This window comes from Streptomyces sp. NPDC048506 (assembly GCF_040651315.1).
Taxonomy (GTDB): Bacteria; Actinomycetota; Actinomycetes; order Streptomycetales; family Streptomycetaceae; genus Streptomyces.
This window is the reverse complement of the sequence record NZ_JBEZIX010000063.1, coordinates 40933-48526: the sequence shown is the minus strand read 5'-3', so window position 1 is coordinate 48526 and position 7594 is coordinate 40933. Positions and strand designations below refer to the sequence as shown.

Genomic DNA, 7594 nt, shown 5'->3' with positions numbered 1-7594 from the left:
GCTGGGCGCGGCCCGCGGGGTGCGCGGCGGCCTCGCCCGGCTGCCGGCGGCCGGGCGGGACCGGGCCGGCGGGCCTGGGTGACCGGCACGACGTGGTCCGGCCCGCCCCGGTGTACGGGGGCTGCTCCGGTCCGTCCCGGAACTGTTCCGCCTGCAAACGGTAGGCCGCCGCGAAGCTGCCCTGCGCGGCCAACAGGCCGTCGTGGTCGCCCTGTTCGATCACCTTGCCCCGGTCGAGGACGTAGATGGTGTCGGCGCAGCGCACCGACGCGAGGCGGTGGGTGATGAGGACGACCGTGCGGCCGCTGTCGGCCAGGGCTCGTATGCGGTGGAAGACCTCGATCTCGGAGGCGGCGTCGAGGGCCGCGGTGGGTTCGTCGACGATGACGACGGACGCGTCGCGGAAGTGGGCCCGGGCCAGGGCGAAGCGCTGCTGTTGGCCGCCGGAGAGGCCCTGGCCGCCGTGGAAGCCGCGTTCGAGGAGGGTGTTCCAGCCGCGGGGCAGCGTTCGGATCAAGCCGTCCACGTCGGCGAACGCTGCGGAGCGCCGCAGGGCGGCCTCGTCGTGGGCGCGTTCGGGACGCCCCAGGGTCACATTGGCGCGGGCCGTGAAGGGCCACTTGAGGAAGTCCTGGTCGACGAGGGCGACGCGGTCGAAGACGGTGTCGCGGTCCAGCTCTCTGATGTCGGTGCCGTCCCAGGTGAGTCGGCCGGAGTCCGGGAGGTAGAGCCCGGCGATCAGCTTCGCCAGCGTCGACTTGCCCGAACCGTTGTCCCCGACCAGGGCGACGACGCTGCCGCGCGGAATGCGCAGACTCACGCCCGTGACCGCGGGGGCGGCCTGCCCCCGGTAGGTGAACGAGACGTCGTCGAGCTCCAGGATGGTCGGCCGTCCGGTCAGCGGAAGGCCACCGGCCGGAATGGCGCGCTCGCGGGCCAGGGGTCCTACGGCGTGGGCGCGGAGTTCACGGGCCGGGTCGGGGGCCAGCAGCAGGTCGGACAGGCGCCTGCGCACCCGTACGTGGTCGAGCCAGCGCTGGATGCTGCGGTAGACCCGGCGGGCCGTGCGGACTGTGCCGTATCCCTTGGGCATGGCGGTGAGCAGGAGCAGGGGCAACAGGAGCGGGTGCAGCACGGTCAGCGCCCACGCGGCCGCGACCAGTGAGATCAGGCCATTGATCACGGCTACGGCGTGCCCGATCAGCCGGCGCGCGGCGTCGGTGCCGAATTCGGCCGTCTCCAGGAGCCGGCGTACCTGGGTGTCCTCCAGGTCGGCGAGCTCCACCCGGATCGCGTGGGAGAGCAACCGGAGCGAGGCGGCCCGCTCCACCTGGGGTTCCAGCCGGCCCACCGCCAGCGCGGACATGGCCGTAAGCAGCGCGACGAGTACTGCCGTACCGGCCACGACCAGCAGGGACGGCAGCGCGGCGCGTACCCGGTCCGGCGTTGGGCCGCCCGCGAACAGGTCGACCAGCACCTCGTTGGTGGCCAGCAGCCCGAAGGCCGTGGCCGCGCCGCGGCCCACCTGCGCGACGGCCACGGTGACGAGGGAGAGGCGGTCCACCGCCCAGGCCATCGCGGCGGACCGCGCCAGCAACGCAGGGACCCGGCCGGCCATCCTGTGGAAGGGGATCTCCAGCGGCACCTGCTCGTGCCGGGCCGATGCCTCATCCATCCGGAGACGGCGCCCGAAGAGTTCCCGTTCCGCGTCGTTCGTCTGCTCCTGATCGGACGTCACTGGCCCAGCGCCTCCCCGTTCCGGTGTCGTTCGTGAGCGTCTGAAAGCCGCTGTCTCAAAGTGAGTGTCCTGTCGTGTGTAGTTCAATGAGACTTATGACTCGGCTGACCACCATGTCCCGGTCCGGACGGCATGTGCTCGGCAAGCGGCTGGGCATTGCCGCGTTCGCCGGGTGGCTGATTTTCGTCACCTTCTCCATCGCCACGGAGGACGACGGCAGCGAATCGAGCCCGCAACGGCTCGCGGAGGCGGTGCAGCGGGAGCTGCGGAAAGGCGACACGGACACCTTGCAGAAACGCTTCACGGACGACACGGCGGGCGAGAAATACGCCGAGAGCCTCCTCGACAAGTTCAAGGACGTCCCCGAGGACCGGATCGCGGTGCGGGTGGTCCGGGACGCGCTGCGCGTCGACGTCGCCGGTACCCCCTCCTGCACGGCGTGGACGCTCGTGGAGGCGGACAAGGGGCACGGGAAGCTGGACGCGGCTCCGCCCGCCCCCGGGTCGGGTTGCTGACCGGCGCCGTCACGCCTGCCGCACCCGGACGTTCCGGGCCCCCGTCTCTCGACCGCCGGCCGGGCCATTCGCGTCCGGCGCCCCCGCTCCGTCGGTCCGGGTGTCCCAGGCCCGGAGCAGGGCGTCCTCCTGCGCCGGGGCGAGCGCGTAGGCACCGGCCGCGTAGTCCCGGCCCGCCGTACCGCCGGCCGTCATCCAGGCCCAGGTGTCCCGCACGGTCTCGGCAACGGGTCGGGTGCGCAGGCCGGTGGCTTGCGCGCGGGAGGTGTCCACGGACCAGGCCCCGCGTCGTCGGCGGCCCACAGCGGTAGGCCGAGCCACGGACGGATGTCGCGGGCCCGTAGGAAGGCCCCGTCGGCCCAGACGGTCTCCGACGCAACACTCGATCTCGACCGCGCACCCGGACTGCACCACCGACGACACCTGGACTGACCAACTCCCAACCACAACGGAATTCGGCCTACGAGCAGCCGCACGTTCGCCCACGATCACGCCTGTGCCTTCCGCACTCCCTCACCCGGCAACCCGTGACCCCGTAGCAGGACACGGTGCCGCGTGGTAGCCGGACTTCGGGGCTCAACCTGACCGTCCCGTGGTTTCGGCGTGCAGTTACTACACAGTTTCCAAGTGAAAGAAATGGGTCACATGAGCCACCAGAACAGCTCCCGCCCTGCGGATGCCTCCGGCGCTTTCGCCCTCGGCGGCGACCTGACCGTCAACCGCCTCGGCTACGGCGCCATGCAACTCACCGGCCCCGGAGTGTGGGGCGAGCCCAAGGATCCGGCCGAAGCGATACGGGTGCTGCGCCGTGCCGTCGAGCTGGGCATCAACTTCATCGACACGGCCGACTCCTATGGCCCCTTCGTCAGCGAGCGGCTCATCCGCGAGGCCCTGCACCCCTACGCCGACGACCTCCTCATCGCTACCAAGGGCGGGGTGACCCGCTCCGGCCCCGACGACTGGCGCCCCGTAGGCCGACCTGAGTACCTGCGCCAGCAGGCCGAACTGAGCCTGCGCCACCTCGGCGTCGAACGTATCGGCCTCTACCAGCTGCACCGTATCGACGAGAAGGTGCCGCTCGCCGACCAGCTGGGCGAGCTCGTCCTGCTCCAGCAGGAAGGCAAGATCCACCACATCGGCGTCTCCGAAGTGACCGTCCAGCAACTCAAGGAGGCCCGCGCGATCACGGAGATCGCCTCCGTGCAGAACCTCTTCAACCTCGCCAACCGCAGCGCCGAAGACGTTCTTGAGTACGCCGAGCGCGAGAACATCGCCTTCATCCCGTGGTTCCCCATGGCTACCGGCGAGCTCGCCCGCCCCGGCGGCCCGCTCGACGCCGCAGCCAAACAACACGGCGTCAGCCCCTCCCAACTCGCCCTCGCCTGGCTACTGCACCGCTCCCCGGTCATGCTCCCCATCCCCGGCACCTCCCGGACAGCCCACCTGGAGGAAAACGCTGAGGCCGCCCGCATCACCCTCACCGACGACGAGTTCGACGCGCTGGCCGCCGCAGCCTGACCCACGCGCCACACCACGGGTCGGCAACGGCGTGCCAAGGTGCACCGTTCGTCGTCGGCACATGCGGCGCCGCCGGGCACCCTCGTCGACGGGTGTCCGGCCGGCGAGGGATACAGCGACGCAGCAGCAGCGGACCTCAAGGGATACGGCCCGTGGTCACTATCCGCACGGCAGCGTCGCAGTACGCCGGGGGCCGCGTCGCGGGGCACGCCGAGGTGGCGGACGTCACGGCCCTCGGCGAGACGGAGGTGTGCCGGCTCGCCGAGGGCTTGGACCCTGTGGGGGTCGTCACGTTCAGCGAGCACCGGCTGCGACTCACCGGGGCGGTGGCTGCACACTGCGGGCTGCGCTTCCACTCCCGCGAGACCGCAGCCGCCTTGACTGACAAGTACCGCCAGCGGCCGGACCTTTGGGAGCGCGGTGTCCAGCGCACCGGGTGCGCCCTGGCCCGGCATCCGGACGAAGCCGCCTCCGCGCTCGCTCTGGTGGGGAAGCCAGCGGCGCTCAAGCCACGGGCAGGGCGCCGGAAGCGCGGACACGTGCCTGGTCGCCTCGGCCGACACCGGAAGGCCACCGCTGGTCCCGCCGTTCCGGGAGGCCGGGCACGTCCCGCTCGCACCCGTCCCGACCGTCCTGGCGGCGGACGTCGTACGGCTGGAGCAAGCGGCGGTACGTGCCCTGGACGCCATCGACGACACCCCCGTCCTCGACATCAAGCCCTACATGACCGAGTTCGGCCCCCAAGGAACCGTCACCCAACCCCCCTGGACCACCGAGATCATGCACCACTACTACTGACCTGCCACGCAGCCACGGGCCATCGCCCATACGTGGGGCGGAAAGCCGTCCCCGGAACCCGTGGCGTCGTGCCGCGACCGCCTGACCTGCCGCCGTCGCCCACCGTTCAGAAGCACCCAAGCGCACTGCTGCACAGGAGCGGCGCGATGCCCCCACCGGCCTCCGCCCGATCCGCGTCGCCAGCCTCGCCTCCACCGAACCGCGCCCGATGCCGCGGAGTTGGACGCGGCGGCGCCGCAGGGACTTTCTTGCGGCTTCGGGTCTTACGGGCTGCCTTAAAACCATCACGAAACGTACCGAAGGAGTGAGGATGCCCATCGCACTGGCCGAGGAAATCATGCTGCTGTCCCTGGACGACGAGTCCGGGGTGCCGGAGCGGCGGCAGGCGGCGGGCTGGGCCGTCGCGGGCGGGATCGTGCTGGAACTGGTTCTCGCCGGGAGGGCGTCCGTCGAAGGCAAGTACCTCACGCTGACGGACCCGACACCGACCGGTGAGCCCTTGCTCGATGGCCGGCTGGCGCTGCTCGACGCCTGGCTGCACGGCCGCGACAAGCGGCGCGTGACGCATTGGCTGACCAGGGACCACGCCAAGGCCACCAGAGCTGCCATGGAAAGCCTGTGTGCCCGGGGCGTGGTCGTCGAGCAGCAGCACATGACCCGCGCAAGGCGGTGGCCGACCGGATGGCGGAAGTCGCGGCCGGCCAGTGGGCGGCCGAGAGCGTACGTGCCGCGATCCGCCATATGCAGACGGCCATAGCGGCTTCCGCTGTTGCTGGTGCCGGAAGCTCATGTGATGCGCCAGAAATCGCGGGCTTGACCAGCTCATGCGAGGGCTGATCGTGCGGTTGCGTGGAACTGCACGTACTCGATGGTCGCGCCTCCGGGGTGCTTCACGGTCAGATTTCGGCCGGTGGGCACCTCGTTGGGACCGTCGAGGATTTCTCCGCCGTGTTGCTCGGTGATGCGCAGGACTTGGTCGAGGGACTCGACGATCGCGGTGGCGTGGGTGCCGCGGTAAGGGGCGAGGGCTTCGTCTGAACCTGCCAGAAGCAGATAGCCGCCGACGCTCGCGAGGTTCAGGTCGCGGTAGGTGAACCGCAGTCGTGGCTGCTCTCCCGTCAGCTCGACGAAGGTCGGCAATGCCACGTCCAGGTCGTCGACGTAGACGCGGGCAAGGGTGGCGAGCACTGTCACGGTCATCTCCTAGATCATTTCGACATTCCCGAAACATCGAAGCGATCTGCATACTACGGGTGTCACACGGGTGAAGACGAGGAGGGTCAGTGGAACAGCGCGGGCACGAGGACCTGGACCTGGCTGTGGTGCTCCATGCCCTGGGCGATCCGGTTCGGCTGGCACTGGTCCGCCGGATGGCCGAGGACGGCGAGAGTGCGTGTAGCCCGGACGGCGTGGACGTGCCCAGATCGACGCTGTCCAACCATTGGCGAATCCTGCGCGAAGCCGGAATCACCCAGACCCGGCGGATCGGAAAGGCCCGTCTGATGGCTCTGCGTCGCGCCGAGCTCGACGCCCGCTTCCCGGGCCTTCTCGTCGCCGTGTTGGCGGAAGGCAGGCGGTGAGCTGAGATTCCGTGCCAGGAGACGTGACGTCTCGCTGTCGGTGCCGTCGAATACGTTCTGTCCGTTCGGCCCGACAGGCGGGCCGCCGAACTGAAGGACTTGTCGCCGTGAGCATCCACCTACACCTTCGCGCCGTCGCGGAGTCCGAGATCCGGGACGACCACACCTGGCTTGCGGTGTTCATGCGGGCGGCTTGGGAGAACCACCCCGACGAGTACGCAGCGGGTATCGCCGACTCGATCGACAAGGTCTGGGACGCCGTCAATGACTTCTACGCCGCTGCCGCTGTCCTCGAAGCAGATGCCGACGAGCTGTGGACGCTGCCGATTTACGGCGGCCGCCCCGTGGCACACAGCGCCGAAGCCGACCCCTCCAACCCGCCCCTGATGATTCTGGAGCCGCCGGGGGTGTCACAGGCCGCAGACTTCCTCGCGCGTGTCTCTTTCGACGAGCTGTGGAACGTCGCCGGTGCCAAGCTTTGCTGCTACGGCCAAGACGAGGCGCAGGCCAGACAGGAGTTCCTCGACCATCACGGGGACCTCCTGGGGTTCTACGGGCGGGCGGCCGAATCAGGCCACGCCGTAGTCAAGGCGGTGTGGGCTTGAGACGTGGTCACGTGCCGGTTACCGGCATGCGTTGACGACTGCGACCTGCACGGTTGCTTCGTAGCGGACGGCGCGTTCGTCGGACCGGGTGGCGACGGCATGGTGGCGTTCGAGCCGGATGATCCCGCACTCGACCGCGTGCCGCTGCTTGTGTTCGCCCTCGTCGAACTTCGGCGGCCGGCCGCCGCGCGATCCGTGCGTGAGCCGGCTGCGGACCCGGACCGCAGGCACCGGAATCGTGGCCGTGATCATCAATGAGCGGACATCCACTTTCGCAACAGGCCCCAGGGCGTCGACGCTCGCCCATGTGATGTCGTCCGATCCGTCTAGTTCCAGTGGCCAAGTCGCTTGCAAACAAGGAGAGTTCACGTTCTAGGAGGTTCACGCGGGGTGCCGTATCTTCTCCAAGCACCGGGATCAACGGAAGCCACTTGGGGGAGTCGCTGTGGGGGACCAACACAGGCAGTCGGGATCCGACGCACAGGAAGGAAGCGACGCACAGACCCGATCCGGCAACCCGGAACCTCCGCCAGGGCAGCAGCCCCCGGGCAACGTCCCGCCGGCACCACAGGCGCCACCCGCTCCGCCGGGCCCGCCCCCGGCGGCCCCGCCCGCCTCCGGTGAATCGGCCCGACCCACCCCCGGGCCACCCGAGCCCCCTGCGGTGCCTCCGCTGCCGGCCCAACCACCCGCCGTGCCCCCCGCCGTGCCTCCGCCGCCTGCTCAGCCGCCTGCGGTGCCTGCGCCGCTCCGGTCGTCGTGGCTGGCCACCGCATGGCGCCGACCAGGGCGTGCCATGCCCCTCATCGCCATGGGCGTCGCCTTGGCGGTGCTCGCGAG

Annotated in this window: 10 protein-coding genes; 6 read left to right on the top strand and 4 right to left on the bottom strand. The window is 70.2% G+C overall.

What is annotated here, in order from left to right; genetic code table 11:
- Positions 1–1738 (bottom strand): ATP-binding cassette domain-containing protein (locus tag AB0C96_RS36755; RefSeq protein WP_362923796.1); only part of this gene is annotated, 1738 nt, incomplete at its 3' end.
- 95 nt (positions 1739–1833) lie between these two features.
- Between AB0C96_RS36755 and AB0C96_RS36750 the strand changes: the two genes are divergently transcribed.
- Positions 1834–2253: a hypothetical protein gene (locus AB0C96_RS36750; RefSeq protein WP_362923794.1), complete on the top strand. Its 420-nt coding sequence runs from the start codon at positions 1834–1836 to the stop codon at positions 2251–2253.
- A 9-nt stretch (positions 2254–2262) separates the two neighbouring features.
- On the opposite strand, the gene AB0C96_RS36745 is transcribed toward AB0C96_RS36750, so the two are convergent.
- Positions 2263–2526: a hypothetical protein gene (locus AB0C96_RS36745; protein WP_362923792.1), complete on the bottom strand. Its 264-nt coding sequence runs from the start codon at positions 2524–2526 to the stop codon at positions 2263–2265.
- A gap of 372 nt (positions 2527–2898) precedes the next feature.
- On the opposite strand from AB0C96_RS36745, the gene AB0C96_RS36740 reads away from it, so the two are divergent.
- The 3 genes from AB0C96_RS36740 to AB0C96_RS36730 all read left to right on the top strand — a co-directional run bounded on the left by AB0C96_RS36740 (position 2899) and on the right by AB0C96_RS36730 (position 5326).
- Positions 2899–3771, top strand: coding sequence for an aldo/keto reductase (locus AB0C96_RS36740; RefSeq protein ID WP_362923790.1), 873 nt, complete (start codon positions 2899–2901; stop codon positions 3769–3771).
- Positions 3772–4191: 420 nt separating this feature from the next.
- Positions 4192–4569, top strand: coding sequence for a hypothetical protein (locus AB0C96_RS36735; RefSeq protein WP_362923788.1), 378 nt, complete (start codon positions 4192–4194; stop codon positions 4567–4569).
- A 310-nt stretch (positions 4570–4879) separates the two neighbouring features.
- The gene (locus AB0C96_RS36730; protein ID WP_362923786.1) at positions 4880–5326 is read left to right on the top strand and encodes a GPP34 family phosphoprotein; all 447 of its coding nucleotides are present in this window, start codon (positions 4880–4882) and stop codon (positions 5324–5326) included.
- A 65-nt stretch (positions 5327–5391) separates the two neighbouring features.
- Here AB0C96_RS36730 and AB0C96_RS36725 read toward each other — a convergent pair whose 3' ends face one another.
- Positions 5392–5769 (bottom strand): hypothetical protein, encoded by a 378-nt coding sequence (locus AB0C96_RS36725; RefSeq protein ID WP_362923784.1) that lies wholly within the window; start codon positions 5767–5769, stop codon positions 5392–5394.
- Positions 5770–5852: 83 nt separating this feature from the next.
- On the opposite strand from AB0C96_RS36725, the gene AB0C96_RS36720 reads away from it, so the two are divergent.
- Positions 5853–6149 carry a helix-turn-helix domain-containing protein gene (locus AB0C96_RS36720; protein ID WP_362923783.1) on the top strand — a complete coding sequence of 99 codons (297 nt, stop codon included), beginning with the start codon at positions 5853–5855 and terminating at the stop codon, positions 6147–6149.
- 107 nt (positions 6150–6256) lie between these two features.
- A complete protein-coding gene (locus AB0C96_RS36715; protein WP_362923781.1) occupies positions 6257–6754 on the top strand; it encodes a DUF1877 family protein in 498 nt (165 codons plus the stop codon).
- Positions 6755–6772: 18 nt separating this feature from the next.
- Here the strand turns inward: AB0C96_RS36715 and AB0C96_RS36710 are convergent, their stop codons facing one another.
- Positions 6773–7006 carry a hypothetical protein gene (locus tag AB0C96_RS36710; protein ID WP_362923779.1) on the bottom strand — a complete coding sequence of 78 codons (234 nt, stop codon included), beginning with the start codon at positions 7004–7006 and terminating at the stop codon, positions 6773–6775.
- Positions 7007–7594 lie beyond the last annotated feature (588 nt).

What these genes read in the sequence shown, in the direction of transcription:
- AB0C96_RS36750 (WP_362923794.1), top strand. Translation starts at nt 1,834, where the DNA reads ATGACTCGGCTGACCACCATGTCCCGGTCCGGACGGCATGTGCTCGGC.
- AB0C96_RS36740 (WP_362923790.1), top strand. Translation starts at nt 2,899, where the DNA reads ATGAGCCACCAGAACAGCTCCCGCCCTGCGGATGCCTCCGGCGCTTTC.
- AB0C96_RS36730 (WP_362923786.1), top strand. Translation starts at nt 4,880, where the DNA reads ATGCCCATCGCACTGGCCGAGGAAATCATGCTGCTGTCCCTGGACGAC.
- AB0C96_RS36725 (WP_362923784.1), bottom strand. Translation starts at nt 5,769, where the DNA reads ATGACCGTGACAGTGCTCGCCACCCTTGCCCGCGTCTACGTCGACGAC.
- AB0C96_RS36710 (WP_362923779.1), bottom strand. Translation starts at nt 7,006, where the DNA reads ATGATCACGGCCACGATTCCGGTGCCTGCGGTCCGGGTCCGCAGCCGG.